The 14,332-nt window shown below is 42.0% G+C and carries 13 protein-coding genes; 8 read left to right on the top strand and 5 right to left on the bottom strand.

Going from position 1 to position 14,332, the window contains the following annotated elements:
- The 4 genes from FTU83_RS17690 to rplU all read right to left on the bottom strand — a co-directional run bounded on the left by FTU83_RS17690 (position 1) and on the right by rplU (position 1,956).
- Complete coding sequence (locus FTU83_RS17690) at positions 1 to 999, bottom strand: hypothetical protein (protein WP_373685363.1); 999 nt, start codon at positions 997 to 999, stop codon at positions 1 to 3.
- Positions 977 to 1,189 carry a hypothetical protein gene (locus tag FTU83_RS08770; RefSeq protein ID WP_180106128.1) on the bottom strand — a complete coding sequence of 71 codons (213 nt, stop codon included), beginning with the start codon at positions 1,187 to 1,189 and terminating at the stop codon, positions 977 to 979. The genes FTU83_RS17690 and FTU83_RS08770 overlap by 23 nt, the downstream gene beginning before the upstream one ends.
- 181 nt (positions 1,190 to 1,370) lie before the next feature.
- The gene (gene rpmA, locus FTU83_RS08765; protein ID WP_067764378.1) at positions 1,371 to 1,625 is read right to left on the bottom strand and encodes a 50S ribosomal protein L27; all 255 of its coding nucleotides are present in this window, start codon (positions 1,623 to 1,625) and stop codon (positions 1,371 to 1,373) included.
- A gap of 19 nt (positions 1,626 to 1,644) precedes the next feature.
- The gene (gene rplU / locus FTU83_RS08760) at positions 1,645 to 1,956 is read right to left on the bottom strand and encodes a 50S ribosomal protein L21 (protein ID WP_078191390.1); all 312 of its coding nucleotides are present in this window, start codon (positions 1,954 to 1,956) and stop codon (positions 1,645 to 1,647) included.
- A gap of 459 nt (positions 1,957 to 2,415) precedes the next feature.
- On the opposite strand from rplU, the gene sdsA reads away from it, so the two are divergent.
- The 8 genes from sdsA (at position 2,416) to FTU83_RS08720 (ending at position 13,133) form a co-directional block, all read left to right on the top strand.
- Entirely contained in the window at positions 2,416 to 3,393 is a 978-nt protein-coding gene (gene sdsA, locus FTU83_RS08755) for an All-trans-nonaprenyl-diphosphate synthase (RefSeq protein WP_078191391.1), read from the top strand.
- A 31-nt stretch (positions 3,394 to 3,424) separates the two neighbouring features.
- Positions 3,425 to 5,476, top strand: a complete 2,052-nt coding sequence (locus FTU83_RS08750) for a site-specific recombinase (RefSeq protein WP_180106127.1) — start codon at positions 3,425 to 3,427, stop codon at positions 5,474 to 5,476.
- A 152-nt stretch (positions 5,477 to 5,628) separates the two neighbouring features.
- Positions 5,629 to 6,225, top strand: coding sequence for a phosphatase PAP2 family protein (locus tag FTU83_RS08745; RefSeq protein ID WP_180106125.1), 597 nt, complete (start codon positions 5,629 to 5,631; stop codon positions 6,223 to 6,225).
- A gap of 42 nt (positions 6,226 to 6,267) precedes the next feature.
- Positions 6,268 to 7,533 (top strand): efflux RND transporter periplasmic adaptor subunit, encoded by a 1,266-nt coding sequence (locus FTU83_RS08740; protein ID WP_180106123.1) that lies wholly within the window; start codon positions 6,268 to 6,270, stop codon positions 7,531 to 7,533.
- 12 nt (positions 7,534 to 7,545) lie between these two features.
- Entirely contained in the window at positions 7,546 to 10,725 is a 3,180-nt protein-coding gene (locus FTU83_RS08735; RefSeq protein ID WP_111885287.1) for an efflux RND transporter permease subunit, read from the top strand.
- Positions 10,725 to 12,179: a multidrug efflux RND transporter AdeIJK outer membrane channel subunit AdeK gene (gene adeK / locus FTU83_RS08730; protein WP_180021981.1), complete on the top strand. Its 1,455-nt coding sequence runs from the start codon at positions 10,725 to 10,727 to the stop codon at positions 12,177 to 12,179. The genes FTU83_RS08735 and adeK overlap by 1 nt, the downstream gene beginning before the upstream one ends.
- 150 nt (positions 12,180 to 12,329) lie before the next feature.
- Positions 12,330 to 12,686, top strand: coding sequence for a YbjQ family protein (locus FTU83_RS08725; RefSeq protein WP_180106121.1), 357 nt, complete (start codon positions 12,330 to 12,332; stop codon positions 12,684 to 12,686).
- A 3-nt stretch (positions 12,687 to 12,689) separates the two neighbouring features.
- A complete protein-coding gene (locus tag FTU83_RS08720; protein ID WP_180005074.1) occupies positions 12,690 to 13,133 on the top strand; it encodes a YbjQ family protein in 444 nt (147 codons plus the stop codon).
- A 33-nt stretch (positions 13,134 to 13,166) separates the two neighbouring features.
- On the opposite strand, the gene FTU83_RS08715 is transcribed toward FTU83_RS08720, so the two are convergent.
- Positions 13,167 to 14,183, bottom strand: coding sequence for a hypothetical protein (locus tag FTU83_RS08715; protein ID WP_180106119.1), 1,017 nt, complete (start codon positions 14,181 to 14,183; stop codon positions 13,167 to 13,169).
- Positions 14,184 to 14,332 lie beyond the last annotated feature (149 nt).

The following is a 14,332-nucleotide window of genomic DNA, read 5'->3' as shown; positions in this document are numbered from 1 at the left end:
TTATCCAGCATCTGTCGGTTGCGGTAAGGAGGCGATTGCAATACTTGAAGCAACAGCACCATAAACATTATCTTTAAATTTATTGAAATTATGGTTCAATTCATTCACACGTTGGTTGGTATAACTATTGGCTTGATTGAGTACATTTGCCCCATGCTGATCTGTATATGCTTTTGAACTATTTAGCACTTCTAGATCTGCTTGACGCATTTGTTTCACATTCACCGCATCGGTGTCTGCCGTACCAGCTGCCACATGGATAATTTGCCGCTCTGCACCAGCCGAGCCAACGGAAACCGTATTATTGCGATTAGAGCTTGAACCATTGCCTAGTACAACAGCATTATTTGCCGATGTGTTGATCTTGTTACCAACCACATAGGTATTATTACCTGTGACTGTGTTATTTGAACCTACAGCACCAGATCCATCACCACTGACTGTATTGTTTACACCGAGGGCAGTAGACTGATTGCCATCAGCTTTATTACCTGCACCAACTGCAATCGCATCTTGTCCATTCGCAGTTGGTTTAGGTGCGGTATTAGCAACGTTTGATTGTATTTTAATGTACGGATCTGTTCCTTTTAAGCTCAATAACCAGTTCACTTCAGTACCTACAAATCCATTTTTTATCGCTAGTTCATATGCACTGAAACCATTTTCACCAGCTAGCCCTTGTGCGCCAACTGCACCACGTAGACTTTCTAGCCATTGGTCTTCATTGCCTTCATAACCATTGCTCACCGCAACTTGATAAGCACTTGCACCATCTAGACCATTGCTGCCATTCAGACCGTTCAAACCATCCTTACCATCGATGCCGTCTCGGCCATTGAGTCCATCTTTACCAGTAGCGCCTGTTGCTCCTGTAGCGCCTGTTGCTCCTGTATCGCCTTTTTCACCAGCAGGACCTTGAGGACCTATTGGCCCTTCTGGGCCAGGAATTCCACTATTGCAACGATTACAAGTATGCTCAGGTATAACGAGCCATTCCACCAGCCCATGCAATTGAACCTATAGAAAGTAAAATACTCACAGCAAGTAATTTTGGTACAGCTTTAATATCGATTGAAGTTGTTTCACCAAGTCCTAGTGTCTTTTCAAATGCAATTTGTTGGCTTTTATCAGGACAATTCCTTTTCTGATAGTCAGCATTGATAAAAACTGTATTCAATATTTTATTCATGTCCTTATCCTTTTTTTGTATTTGTACTCCTCTATTACGCTCTTTATATTTTGCGACTTAAATCACTATTTATGATGATTTATTGCTTCATACATCGTTTGTAACAATCTAAAAAAATACCTCACATATTCTTCGGACGAAAAAAAAACCCGCAAAAATGCGGGTTTTTTTCTATTAAAACTTACGCTTCAACAGATACGTAGCGACGACCGAATTGGCCTTTCACTTCGAATTTTACAACGCCGTCAGCAGTTGCAAATAAAGTATGGTCACGGCCCATACCTACATTTACACCAGCGTGGAATTCAGTACCACGTTGACGAACGATGATGTTACCAGCAGTCACAGATTGACCGCCGTAGATTTTAACACCCAACATTTTTGGGTTCGAGTCACGACCGTTTTTAGTCGAACCACCGGCTTTTTTAGTTGCCATGTCTACTTACTCCTCGTAATTAGCCTGAAATAGCTGTAATTTTCAACTCAGTGAACCATTGACGGTGACCTTGTTGTTTACGATAGTGTTTACGACGACGCATTTTGATGATGCGGATTTTGTCGTGACGACCATGGCTAACTACTTCAGCAGTTACTTTAGCGCCAGCTACTACTGGTGCACCAATTTGAATGCTGTCACCGTTAACAAGCATCAACACGTCATCAAAAGTAACAGTTGAGCCAGTTTCAGCTTTCAATAATTCTACTTTAAGGGTTTCACCCTCAACTACACGGTGTTGTTTACCACCGCTTTGGATTACTGCGTACATTTAAGTACTCCAAACATGCCCGTGTTGTCGTGCCGGTAAAGGGATATACCGATCTTAAAACGATCGTCACTGGGGTTTTGCAAAGGCAAAGATTTTAAGGGATAACCCGAAAAACAACAAGTCATTTCCGTAAAATATTAGATGAGTATGCGTTTATTATATAAACAGCGTCATTAAAACCATTAAAATGAATGCTCTATTTCACTTATCATGCTTTTGGCAAGGTTTGACATAGATTTTTAGCAACAATTCGCTAATATACTCTGGACTGACATCAACAACATGCTGTTCAAACAACATGCTAAAGATAAAAGTCTGTTAAAAAATAAGTACAATACTTCCGCTTGATGAAAAAAATCACTTAAGATTAAGTCAATTGAGTAAGTTCTTATCTGTTATTCATATAACAAATTGCTACACTACGTCTGTAATTCAAAAATTATTGAGGTTTCTCTTCATATGACCATCGACTTTAAGCAAGATATTCTCGCGCCTGTTGCCACTGACTTTGCTGCGATGGACAAATTTATTAATGAAGGGATCACGTCTAAAGTTGCCTTGGTCATGGCAGTCAGTAAACATGTGGTTGAAGCAGGCGGTAAACGCATGCGTCCAATTATGTGTTTACTTGCAGCAAAAGCTTGTGGTGCGGAAGATCTAGAAAAACACCGTAAACTTGCAGCAATTATAGAAATGCTACATACCGCAACCTTGGTTCATGACGACGTAGTTGATGAATCGGGATTACGCCGTGGTCGCCCAACCGCAAATGCGACATGGAATAATCAAACTGCCGTACTTGTGGGTGATTTTTTGATTTCTCGCGCTTTTGATTTATTGGTGGATCTAGACAGCAAAGTATTACTCAAAGACTTTTCAACAGGTACCTGTGAAATTGCTGAAGGTGAAGTTTTACAACTTCAATCACAGCACCAACCCGAAACCACAGAACAAACTTATTTAGATATTATTCACGGTAAAACTTCGCGTTTATTTGAGCTCGCTACCGAAGGTGCAGCGATTCTGACTGGTACACCAGAGTACCGTGAACCGCTTAGAAAATTTGCCGGACACTTTGGAAATGCCTTTCAAATTATTGACGATATTTTAGATTACACCTCAGATGCTGAAACATTAGGTAAAAATATTGGTGATGATTTGATGGAAGGTAAACCAACTTTACCTTTAATCTCTGCCTTAAAGAATACCACTGGCGAAGAACATGACATTATTCGCCGCAGTATTGCCACAGGTGGTACGGCAGATTTAGAGCGTGTTATTCAGATTGTACAAAGCTCTGGAGCACTTGATTATTGTAGCCAACGAGCGACTGAAGAAACTGAGGCAGCACTAGCCGCTTTAGCAGCGCTACCAGATACTGAATATCGTCAAGCTTTAATCAACCTCGCAAACTTGGCATTACACCGAATTCAATAATTAACAATATTCATCGTAATCCCCCTTGCCTATGCATATAAAACTCAATGATATCTTTTTGACCATGCAGCAACAGCTCGATACCCCTCGGGCTGTGCTGAATGAAAACTTGCTGATCGAATTGGTCAACCGAATTCGACCAGAAGATACAAAAAATACTGACGAAATTAAGAAAAAATTTCAGGCTTTCATCCAAGCTTTACTCATCACGCCAGATGCAGCCTCTACCCTACAAAGCTTTGTTCTAAAACTCATTAGCCGATATAAACAAACCAGTTTATATGCGGACACGGGTATTTTGTCTCTCGATGGTTTTTGGGGACAACTGTTCCAACGTCTTGGCGCACATTTTCTACCCCTGATCAATGACGAAACTCAACTACAAGATTTAGTCCGTCGAGTTTTTTATCGTCATAGCGACAAATATTGGCTAGACAGTATTGATGATCAGCAATGGATGCAGCTCTTTCGATTGTTTAACCAAGGTCATAGCAATCAGGAAGAAAAAAAGAAAATTCGCCGTGAATTAATTAAGGCCATTACCGTTTTGTCTTATCGGGTGAGTGGTATTGGCTTATATCCTGAATTTATTAATGCACAACCTGAACTGACCGAATATGAATCACCTTTTTTGGTGCAAAACCGCGAAATAAACGATTTTATTCAGCAGTATAAAAAGCTCCATCAAAGTGCTGAAGAAATGAGTGCTGTGCTACCGCCAGATGCTTCTCAAGCGTTGGTAATGCTGGAACAATGTCGTGATGTGGTGCTGAAGATTCGGCGTGCGACCAAACGAATTGGCGTAAGTGTCAGCCTGACTTACTTATTGTCGCTTTTAGAACAGTGTTTAGATCGCTTAGAAATCTTACTCAACCTGATTGTTGAAGAAGATGATGTCCGCTATGTGTCTATGGGTAGTTTACTCAGTGATGTGACGTCAGCGATTTATAGCGAGCGCAGTGTGCGCGATTTGCTCGCCACCAATAGTGAATTGGTTGCCCTACAAGTCACCGAAAACGCAAGTAAAACTGGCGAACACTATGTAAGTACGGACAAACAAGGCTTTATGAGCATGTACCGATCTGCGGCAGGTGCCGGTGTGATCATTGCATGTATGGCAACTTTAAAAGTGCTGATGGCCCGTGTCAGCATGGCACCGCTCATGCAAGCCATTTCATATAGTCTGAACTACTCTTTCGGCTTTATGCTGATTCATGTCTTACATTTTACTGTTGCCACTAAACAGCCTGCGATGACAGCTGCCGCCCTTGCCTCGACGGTTCAGCATCGTAAAGGCTCGAAAATGGCGCAGATTGCCGAGCTTGCCGCGCTAATTATTAACATCATTCGAACCCAGTTTATTGCAATCTTAGGCAACATCAGTATTGCGATTCCAGTTGCAGCATTGATCGCATTAAGTTGGGACATGGCTTTACATGAGCCATTAATGAATCATGCAAAAGCAGCTAAAACCTTACACGACCTCAATCCATTTACCTCACTGGCTGTGCCACATGCTGCGATAGCTGGGGTATGTTTGTTTTTATCAGGTTTGCTTGCTGGGTACTTTGACAACATGGCGATCTATCGCAAAGTTGGACCTCGGATTCAAGCACATCCAAAGTTAAAACGCATCATGGGTCAAGAGAGACTGGATAAGCTTGCCGCTTACATTGAGCGAAACTTAGGTGCTTTAGCAGGTAACTTCTTATTCGGGATCATGCTGGGCAGTATGGGAACGATTGGATTTATTTTTGGTTTACCTTTAGATATTCGCCATATCGCCTTCGCATCGGCCAACTTCATTCAAGGCCTCATCAATATTAATGGTTCACCAGACATTGGCTTAATCATTGTGTCATTCTTAGGGGTTATTCTGATCGGTCTGACTAACTTATTCGTCAGTTTCACGTTAACCATTATTGTGGCACTACGGGCACGTCGCGTAAGATTTGAACAATGGAAACCACTGGCTAAACTGGTGATGACTCATTTTCTAACGCGACCAAGTGATTTTTTCTGGCCACCGAAAACCCCACTTGAAGTTGAAGATGGCACACAAGCCAGCAAGAACAATCATTAGCAGATTTGTGTTTTATTTTAGTAAGATGTAAATGAACACAAAAAATAAAATCAGTATGATTTACACAGACTTGAAATAAAGTGTACTGATGAGTACACTTTAGTCCATTAATTAACCGAGCTCAAACCGGTTAAAATGACAAGGAATATAATATGCCACGAACGCTACTGTTTGTTGGTTTTTTTGCATTAATTATCAGTGTGTTGTCGCTTTATTCTAGCTATTTAAATCTATTAGATTTAAGTATCGTGGAATGGATGAGTCAGCACCGTATTGCTGTTTTTAATCAAATTGCCATCGGACTTTCCGCGCTAGGCGGCATGCCTTTTGTATTATTTTTCACCACGCTATGGTGTTTACACTTTGCGTGGTATAAAAAATACACAGAGATTGTTTTTATCAGTATAGGGATCTTTGGAAGTATCGGCCTTGCATGGTTGCTTAAATTTACGTTCACCAGACCGCGTCCCCCAGAAATGTACCATCTTGTAGCGTCTTACGGGAGTTCATTCCCAAGCGCACACAGTTGTTATGCTGCATCGCTTGCGTGTCTGATGATCTTGATTTGCCGACAACATGCTCAACATCGTTTGATCACCATTTTGGCATTGTTATGGATGCTGTGTATGGGTGTTTCGCGAGTATATGTTGGGGTTCATTTTCCGACAGATGTCTTATCCGGTTGGAGCATAAGTTTTATTTGGATCGCGCTACTTTATTTGAGTTACATCAAAATCAGTAAAGCGTAAACAAATGAATAATTTAGATAAATATCTAATTGAGGTGGAACAATGATGTCTGCAAAGCTTTGGGCTCCCGCCCTGACTGCTTGCGCATTGGTAACAAGTATTGCACTTGTTGGTTGTAGCAAAGATCCTAAAGATGCACAGCAAGCTGCTGCTGCACAGCAAATGCCACCAACTGAAGTCGGTGTCATTGTTGCCCAACCGCAAAGCGTTGAACAATCTGTTGAACTTTCCGGCCGTACATCTGCCTATGAAATTTCAGAAGTACGTCCACAAACCAGTGGTGTAGTACTGAAACGTCTATTTGCAGAAGGCAGTTATGTTCGCGAAGGACAAGCCTTGTACGAGATCGACTCGCGTACAAACCGTGCTTCAGCTGACAGTGCTCGTGCTGCTTTAACACGTCAACAAGCAAACCTAAACGTGTTACGTGTTAAAGAAGGTCGTTACCGTCAGCTTGTTGGCTCAAATGCGATTTCTAAACAAGAATACGACGATATTGTTGCTCAAGTTAAACTGGCTGAAGCAGATGTTGCTGCATCTCAGGCAGAACTTAAAAATGCAGAAATTAACTTAGGTTACTCAACTGTACGTGCGCCAATTTCAGGTCAAACCAACCGTTCAACAGTGACAGCGGGTGCTTTAGTTACTGCATCTCAGGCTGATCCATTAGTCACAATTCAACGTCTTGATCCAATGTACGTTGACATTAACCAATCAAGTGCTGAACTTCTTCGCTTACGTCAACAATTAAGCAAAGGCAACTTAGACAGTAGTAATAACACCAAAGTGAAATTACGTCTTGAAGATGGTAGCGAATACCCAATTGAAGGTCGTCTTGCATTTTCTGATGCGAGTGTGAACCCAGATACAGGTACGGTTACACTTCGTGCTGTTTTTTCTAACCCGAATCATTTATTACTTCCGGGTATGTTTGCCAATGCTCGCATCGTTCAAGGTGTGATTCCAAATGCTTACCTGATTCCACAAGCTGCCATTACGCGTACCCCTACAGGTCAAGCGATTGCAATGATTGTGAATGCAAAAGGTGCTGTTGAATCTCGTCCTGTAACCACTGTTGGTACTCAAGGTTCGAATTGGATCGTTACTCAAGGCTTAAACACTGGCGATAAAGTGATTGTTGACGGTATTGCGAAAGTTAAGCCAGAGCAACAAGTTGTAGCCAAACCGTATCAACCTCAGGCTGCTGCACCTCAAGGTGCGCAACAACCTGCTGCAGCAAAGCCAAACGCTAAAGCCGCAGAACAAGCAGCGCCTAAAACTGAACAAAAAGCTACTTCAAACGCATAGGGAGTAGACTGAATGGCTCAATTCTTTATTCATCGCCCCATTTTTGCGTGGGTGATTGCATTGGTGATTATGTTGGCGGGTGTACTCACGCTATCTAATATGCCAATTGCACAGTATCCGACCATTGCGCCGCCAACGGTTTCAATCTCTGCGACTTACCCTGGTGCGTCTGCAGAAACAGTTGAAAACACCGTAACCCAAATCATTGAACAACAAATGAATGGTTTGGATGGCTTACGTTATATTTCGTCAAACAGTGCGGGTAACGGTCAAGCATCTATTACATTGAACTTTGAACAAGGGATCGATCCAGATATCGCCCAAGTTCAAGTCCAAAACAAACTCCAGTCTGCGACAGCGCTATTACCTGAAGACGTACAACGTCAAGGTGTAAAAGTCACCAAATCTGGCGCAAGCTTCCTACAAGTTGTAGCATTCCACTCACCGTCGGGTAAATTGACTGCGGACGACATTAAGGACTATGTAAACTCGAATATTTCTGAACCTCTCAGCCGTGTGGCAGGTGTAGGTGAAGTCCAAGTATTCGGTGGTTCTTATGCGATGCGTATTTGGCTAGATCCAGCCAAAATGGCAAACCTGAAAGTTACACCGAGTGATGTGGCTGCGGCTATCCGTACACAGAATGCTCAGGTTGCTGTTGGTCAGTTAGGTGGTGCGCCTGCAACTGAAGGTCAAGTACTGAACGCGACAGTTACAGCACAAAGTTTGTTGCAAACACCAGAGCAGTTTAAAAACATTTTCCTGCGTAACAGTAGTGATGGTGCTCAGGTACGTTTAGGTGATGTTGCACGTGTTGAATTAGGTGCTGACAACTATCAGTTCGACTCTAAGTTCAACAACAAACCTGCTGGTGGTGTAGCGATCAAACTAGCAACTGGTGCAAACGCATTAGATACAGCCGAAGCTGTTGAAGCACGTTTAAAAGAACTACGTCCAAACTACCCTGAAGGTTTAGAAGACACGCTTGCATTTGATACGACTCCATTCATTAAGTTATCGATTGAAAGTGTTGTACATACCCTTGTAGAAGCCGTGATTCTCGTATTCTTTGTGATGTTCTTGTTCTTACAGAACTGGCGCGCAACGATTATTCCGACATTGGCTGTACCTGTAGTGGTATTGGGTACTTTTGCTGTCATTAACATGTTTGGTTTCTCGATCAACACACTCACCATGTTCGCGATGGTACTGGCGATTGGTCTCCTCGTGGATGATGCGATTGTTGTCGTAGAGAACGTTGAACGTGTCATGGTTGAAGATCATCTTGACCCAGTGACTGCAACTGAAATCTCAATGAAACAGATCTCGGGTGCCTTAATCGGTATTACCTCTGTGTTAACCGCTGTATTCGTACCGATGGCATTCTTCGGTGGTACGACAGGTGTAATTTATCGTCAGTTCTCAATCACGCTGGTAACAGCAATGATTCTGTCATTGATTGTGGCATTGACCTTTACCCCTGCCCTATGTGCGACCATGTTGAAACAACATGATCCAAACAAACCAGAAAGCAACAATATCTTTGCCCGTTTCTTCCGTTGGTTTAACAGCTCTTTTGATAAGGTTGCGCATAAATACCAAGGCGGCGTGAACTTCATGACGCACCACAAGATTTTCTCTGGTGTGATTTATGCAGTTGTAATCGGGTTATTAGTGCTTTTATTCCAAAAGTTACCTTCATCATTCTTACCTGAAGAAGACCAAGGTGTTGTAATGACACTGGTACAGTTACCACCGAATGCCTCACTTGAGCGTACGGATAAAACTGTCACTGCAATGACCGATTACTTCCTGAAAAACGAAGAAAAATATGTCGATTCTGTATTCAGTGTTGCCGGTTTCTCGTTCACAGGTGTAGGTCAAAACGCAGGTCTTGCATTCATCAAGTTAAAAGATTGGGAAGACCGTACATCACCTGAATCTCAAGTGGGTGCGATTATTCAACGTGGTATGGCATTGAACATGATCGTGAAGGATGCTTCATACATCATGCCAATCCAATTACCAGCAATGCCTGAATTGGGTGTAACTGCCGGCTTCAACTTGCAGTTAAAAGCTTCTGCAGGTCAAACTCATCAACAACTTATCGATGCCCGTAATATGGTACTCGGTATGGCTGCTCAAGATAAACGCCTCATGGGTGTTCGTCCTAACGGTCAAGAAGATACACCACAGTACAAAATCACGATTGACCAAGCTCAAGCTGGTGCTATGGGTGTGAGTATTTCTGAGATTAACACCACAATGGGTATGGCATGGGGTGGTTCTTACATCAATGACTTCGTTGACCGTGGTCGTGTGAAGAAAGTCTATGTACAAGGTGAAGCTGCGGCACGTATGATGCCTGAAGACCTGAGCCAGTGGTATGTCCGTAACAACCAAGGCACAATGGTACCATTCTCGACCTTCGCTACTGGCGAATGGACTTATGGTTCACCACGTCTTGAACGTTATAACGGTATCGCATCTGTGAACATTCAAGGTTCACCGGGTGTAGGTGTAAGTTCGGGCGACGCGATGAAAGCGATGGAAGAAATTGTACAAAAACTTCCTTCGATGGGCGTTCAAGGCTTTGACTATGAATGGACTGGTTTATCTCTAGAAGAACGTGAGTCTGGCGCACAAGCACCATTCCTATACGCACTTTCATTGTTAATCGTCTTCCTATGTCTTGCTGCCTTGTATGAAAGCTGGTCTATTCCGTTCTCAGTATTACTGGTTGTACCATTAGGTGTATTGGGTGCGTTATTACTGACTTTCCTTGGAATGGTGTTCTTCAAAAATCCAAACTTGGCGAATAACATTTACTTCCAGGTGGCTATTATTGCCGTCATTGGTTTGTCCGCGAAGAATGCGATCTTGATCGTAGAATTCGCCAAAGAACTTCAAGAAAAAGGTGAAGATCTGTTTGACGCAACATTGCATGCCGCTAAAATGCGTCTACGTCCAATTATCATGACCACTTTAGCCTTTGGTTTTGGTGTACTTCCGCTTGCCCTTTCTTCGGGTGCAGGTGCAGGTAGCCAGCACTCTGTAGGTTATGGTGTATTGGGTGGCGTAATCAGTTCTACCCTACTTGGTATCTTCTTTATTCCTGTGTTCTACGTATGGATCCGAAGTATCTTTAAGTACAAACCAAAACAACAAAATAATCAGGAGCATTTATCGTGATGCAAAATGTATGGTCTATTGCAGGTCGTAGCATTGCGGTTTCTTCACTTGCGCTTGCTTTGGCTGCCTGCCAAAGCATGCGTGGTCCAGAGCCGGTTGTTCAGACCAATATCCCCGAAAGCTACACAGCAAGTGCTTCTGGTACTTCTGTTGCTGAACAAGGATATAAAGATTTCTTTGCTGACCAACGTCTGGTACAAGTTCTTGACTTAGCTTTAGCCAATAACCGTGACCTACGTACGGCTGCTTTAAATATTGAACGTGCACAGCAACAGTATCAAATCACTGCCAATGGTCAATTACCAACCATTGGTGCAAGTGGTAGTGTACTTCGTCAAGACACGTTGAATACACAAAAGCCTATCACCTCTTATAATGTCGGTTTAGGTGTCACTGCTTATGAACTTGATTTTTGGGGTCGTGTACGTAGCTTAAAAGACAATGCTTTAGACAGTTACCTTGCAACTGCAAGTGCCCGTGATGCAACACAAATTGCGTTGATCGGTCAAGTGGCTCAAGCATGGTTAAACTATGCGTATGCCAACTCAAACTTGAAGCTTGCAGATCAAACCTTAAAGGCTCAGCTTGAATCTTACAACCTGAACAAAAAGCGTTTTGATGTCGGTATTGACAGTGAAGTTCCTGTTCGTCAGGCTCAAATTTCTGTAGAAACTGCACGTAATGATGTTGCGAACTACAAGACTCAAATTGCTCAAGCACAAAACTTATTGAACCTATTAGTGGGTCAACAAGTGCCTGCGAACTTGCTGCCGAACCAACGTGTCAATCGAATTACTTCGACCAATACTATTGGTTCAGGTATTCCAAGTGATTTGTTGAACAACCGTCCAGATGTACGTGCAGCTGAATACAAACTGTCTGCCGCTGGTGCGAACATTGGTGCAGCTAAAGCACGTCTATTTCCTACTATTAGCCTGACAGGTTCTGCGGGTTATGCTTCAACGGACTTAGGTGATCTATTTAAATCAGGCAACTTTGTATGGTCTGCTGGCCCTAGCCTAGATATTCCAATCTTCGACTGGGGTACACGTCAGGCCAATATTAAAGTTTCTGAAACTGACCAGAAAATTGCATTGTCTGATTATGAAAAATCAGTTCAGTCAGCTTTCCGTGAAGTGAATGATGCGCTTGCAGTTCGCCAAAACATTGGTGACCGTATTGCAGCACAGCGCCGTTTAGTTGATGCAACCAATACAACTTACAAACTATCAAATGCCCGCTTCCGTGCTGGTATTGATAGCTACTTAACTGTGCTGGATGCGCAGCGTGCATCTTATGCAGCTGAGCAAGGTTTGTTGTTGCTTGAACAAGCAAATCTCAACAACCAAGTTGAATTGTATAAAACACTTGGTGGTGGTATCAAAGCCAACACTTCTGATGCTGTGCAATACCAACCGTCTACTGCTGAGCGTAAAGCTGCATCAAAACAATAATTTGAGTTAGCCTAGCCCGTAATATTTGAAAAGCTCACTTCGGTGGGCTTTTTCATTTTTAGATCGGAGCTACAAAATAAAAATGAACATATTGCTTTTTGCTGAAGAGTTTCCTATCTTCAATTCACCTTTTTATATTGATAACTAAAAATGCTTTTAAGTAATCTTGAATCTGTTCCGGGTCATACCATTACACAACAACTTGATGTCGTTTATGGCAGTACTGTCCGCAGTAAACATGTTGGTCGTGACTTTATGGCTGGCCTAAAAAATATCGTGGGTGGTGAACTCAAAGGTTATACAGAACTACTCGAAGAATCCCGTCAAGAAGCTATGAGCCGTATGATTGACAAAGCACGTGCCTTAGGCGCGAATGCGGTCGTCGGTATCCGTTTTTCAAACTCAAATATTGCTCAAGGCGCCTCTGAATTATTTGTGTATGGCACGGCAGTTCGCGTAGAAGCCAACTCAGCAAAACTACCAGACCCATTTCCAACTCAGGACTAAGTCATGGATGCCTTTATTTTTAAAGTCCTGATCTTTGTGGTGCTCTTTTGTATTGGTTGGGGCTTCGGTCGCCATATCGAACAAAAACATCTCAAAGAACTCGAAGCTCAAGAAAAGCGATTGGCGCATATTCGCATAGACAACAACCGCTTTAAAACTACTGAACAATTCGGACAACTGATTTCAAGTAATGTAGTGATTTCACATGATTATTTTAAATATGTGATTGCCAATATTCAGAACTTCTTTGGCGGACGTTTAACCAGTTATGAAAGCATCGTTGATCGGGCACGTCGTGAAGCCGTGGTGCGTTTAAAGCAAGAAGCTGAAAAAATGGGCGCAACGCAAATTATGGGTCTGCGTTTAAGCACCACTGAGCTGGGTATGCAAGGCGGCATGGTCGAAGTCTTTGCGTATGGGACTGCAATTCAAAAGAGAGACATCTGATCTCTCTACTTCTCCCCAATTCATTTTTACTATTTAATTTACTTTACACAATGTGTTTTCAAACTCTTCATAACTCACATTTTCATTGCGACAAACTTTAAAGCAAACCTCATTAAATTTCTTTTCATCAATATTTGAATCATGAAAACTAAATGCAACATCTCCAGCATAAGCACGTGCCAGATCTTGCACCACAATGTCAGCTTTACATCCATATAAAGTTGGACATGCCTCTAATGTTCCTTCGTAATACTCTTTACACTGAGTCGCTTCGACATCCACCTTATTGGTTTTTTGCATCGACACATTTAAACCATTTTCATTCATTAGAAGAAAATATTGAAGTTTTCTAAATGGTTTTAAGTCAATCTCGAGTCCCGAATGATTGATACGAGCCAATTGATCTTTGTAAGAATTATGATCATCTGAGATTAACTTTGCATTACCAGCTTTGTCTATTTTGATAAAGCTATAGTTGACAGGCATATATGCGCCACTCCCCTTATGTGCAATCACTTCGATCAAATGATCTTTCGCAATCAATGCTCCCGTAAATACAGTCGATTCAACACTGGTCAGCAACTTACCTTTCACTAAAACACAATATCCAAAACATTGATCTTTAAATCTAGCCTGATCGCCTTTAAAATCATCAACAGGATGAAATTCAGCTCGCCATTTAAAATCACCAATTTTATTCGAGCTATAAGGTAATTTATCAACATCTGAATCTTGAGGATTTTGACTGTAATACTCAGACTTCAATAATCCTTTTTCATCAAACAGTGCTTCGATCGGTAACCACCCCTCATTTGGTCCTCGCATAACAACTTCTGCACTCGCCGCTTCAACTTTAGGTTCAATCTCAACAGATTCAATAACTGGTTCTGATACAGTTCCTATTTCTTTTTCAGGCTTTTCGAGCGTTGACTTCTGCTCAATTTTTTGAGTTTTCTGTTTAAAATAAAAATATGCCACTGTACCGATTGCACCAATGATTGCGCACAAAATGATGGCTATTCCCCATTTTTTAAAATTATTCTTTTTCATTTCTTATAATCTCGTTACTCATTAGATCTCTTTCATAAATCAAAAAACGATCTTCTTTTTGGTTAATATTTGCACTCCGGATTTCTTAGCATTCGTGCATAATCTGCGGATGAAATACATCGATTCAAACAAGCTTTCTGATCCTCAGT

It is taken from the genome of Acinetobacter sp. YH12152 (genome assembly GCF_013418285.1).
Taxonomy (GTDB): domain Bacteria; phylum Pseudomonadota; class Gammaproteobacteria; order Pseudomonadales; family Moraxellaceae; genus Acinetobacter; species Acinetobacter amyesii.
Note: the sequence above shows the minus strand (reverse complement) of the source record. Positions and strands in the feature narration are given on the sequence as shown.

What these genes read in the sequence shown, in the direction of transcription:
- FTU83_RS08750 (WP_180106127.1), top strand. Translation starts at nt 3,425, where the DNA reads ATGCATATAAAACTCAATGATATCTTTTTGACCATGCAGCAACAGCTC.
- FTU83_RS08735 (WP_111885287.1), top strand. Translation starts at nt 7,546, where the DNA reads ATGGCTCAATTCTTTATTCATCGCCCCATTTTTGCGTGGGTGATTGCA.
- FTU83_RS08740 (WP_180106123.1), top strand. Translation starts at nt 6,268, where the DNA reads ATGATGTCTGCAAAGCTTTGGGCTCCCGCCCTGACTGCTTGCGCATTG.
- FTU83_RS08745 (WP_180106125.1), top strand. Translation starts at nt 5,629, where the DNA reads ATGCCACGAACGCTACTGTTTGTTGGTTTTTTTGCATTAATTATCAGT.
- sdsA (WP_078191391.1), top strand. Translation starts at nt 2,416, where the DNA reads ATGACCATCGACTTTAAGCAAGATATTCTCGCGCCTGTTGCCACTGAC.
- FTU83_RS08715 (WP_180106119.1), bottom strand. Translation starts at nt 14,183, where the DNA reads ATGAAAAAGAATAATTTTAAAAAATGGGGAATAGCCATCATTTTGTGC.
- FTU83_RS08720 (WP_180005074.1), top strand. Translation starts at nt 12,690, where the DNA reads ATGGATGCCTTTATTTTTAAAGTCCTGATCTTTGTGGTGCTCTTTTGT.
- FTU83_RS08770 (WP_180106128.1), bottom strand. Translation starts at nt 1,189, where the DNA reads ATGAATAAAATATTGAATACAGTTTTTATCAATGCTGACTATCAGAAA.
- FTU83_RS08725 (WP_180106121.1), top strand. Translation starts at nt 12,330, where the DNA reads ATGCTTTTAAGTAATCTTGAATCTGTTCCGGGTCATACCATTACACAA.
- adeK (WP_180021981.1), top strand. Translation starts at nt 10,725, where the DNA reads ATGCAAAATGTATGGTCTATTGCAGGTCGTAGCATTGCGGTTTCTTCA.
- rpmA (WP_067764378.1), bottom strand. Translation starts at nt 1,625, where the DNA reads ATGGCAACTAAAAAAGCCGGTGGTTCGACTAAAAACGGTCGTGACTCG.
- rplU (WP_078191390.1), bottom strand. Translation starts at nt 1,956, where the DNA reads ATGTACGCAGTAATCCAAAGCGGTGGTAAACAACACCGTGTAGTTGAG.